General features: G+C 53.9%; 1 protein-coding gene. It reads left to right on the plus strand.

Going from position 1 to position 1316, the window contains the following annotated elements:
* Positions 1 to 73: 73 nt before the first annotated feature.
* Complete coding sequence (locus L6R44_RS24800) at positions 74 to 1282, plus strand: IS256 family transposase (RefSeq protein ID WP_237425700.1); 1209 nt, start codon at positions 74 to 76, stop codon at positions 1280 to 1282.
* Positions 1283 to 1316: the final 34 nt, after the last annotated feature.

Raw genomic sequence — 1316 nt, forward strand, 5'->3', positions numbered from 1 at the left:
TGAGCCTGTACATAAGATTGTGTAATTGCCTGATTTTGATATGTTCAATCCAACATCAAAAGCAGGTTACTTTATGGACGAAAAACAGTTACAGGCTCTGGCTAACGAACTGGCCAAAAATCTTAAAACCCCTGACGATCTCAGCCAGTTCGATCGCCTGCTGAAGAAAATCAGCGTTGAAGCCGCGCTCAACGCCGAAATGACCCACCATCTGGGTTACGATAAAAATCAGCCCAAACCGGGGGCCAATTCCCGCAACGGCTATTCCACAAAGACCGTTACCACCGGCGATGGCCCTCTGGAACTGCGCACTCCGCGCGATCGTGACGGCTCTTTCGAACCGCTACTGGTAAAGAAAAACCAGACCCGTATCACCGGGATGGATAACCAGATTTTATCGTTGTACGCCAAAGGGATGACCACCCGCGAGATAGCGGCGGCGTTCAAAGAGTTGTATGACGCCGATGTCTCACCGGCGCTGGTCTCGAAGGTCACCGACGCCGTCATGGAGCAGGTTACCGAATGGCAAAATCGCCCACTGGATGCGGTCTATCCCATTGTTTATCTTGACTGTATTGTCCTGAAAGTCCGGCAGGACAGTCGCGTTATCAATAAATCCGTGTTCCTGGCGCTGGGTATCAACATCGAAGGCCAGAAAGAACTACTGGGTATGTGGCTGGCCGAAAACGAGGGCGCGAAGTTCTGGCTGAACGTGCTGACGGAGCTAAAAAATCGCGGCCTGAACGATATCCTCATCGCCTGCGTTGACGGTCTGAAAGGCTTCCCGGACGCCATCAACGCGGTGTATCCGGAGGCCCGCATCCAGCTGTGTATCGTGCATATGGTGCGCAACAGCCTGCGGTTCGTCTCCTGGAAGGACTACAAAGCCGTCACCCGCGACCTGAAAGCCATCTATCAGGCACCCACGGAAGAAGCTGGTCAGCAGGCGCTGGAAGCGTTCGCCGCTGCCTGGGACAGCCGCTATCCACAGATAAGCCGGAGCTGGCAGTCGAACTGGGTCAACCTGGCGACGTTCTTCGCTTACCCGGCAGATATCCGCAAAGTCATCTACACAACCAACGCCATCGAGTCGTTAAACAGCGTGATCCGGCATGCCATCAAAAAGCGTAAAGTGTTCCCGACGGATGACGCAGTGAAAAAGGTGGTGTGGCTGGCAATCCAGGCGGCATCACAGAAATGGACGATGCCGCTGAGAGACTGGCGTATGGCGATGAGCCGCTTTATTATCGAGTTCGGTGACCGCCTGGACGGTCACTACTGAGAAAAGGCATTTACACAGAATGGTGTACAGGGTC

Origin of the sequence: Enterobacter cloacae complex sp. ECC445, assembly GCF_021892025.1 — a bacterium.
Taxonomy (GTDB): domain Bacteria; phylum Pseudomonadota; class Gammaproteobacteria; order Enterobacterales; family Enterobacteriaceae; genus Enterobacter; species Enterobacter chengduensis.

Coding starts and splice junctions, on each gene's coding strand:
- L6R44_RS24800 (WP_237425700.1), top strand. CDS start 74: ATGGACGAAAAACAGTTACAGGCTCTGGCTAACGAACTGGCCAAAAAT.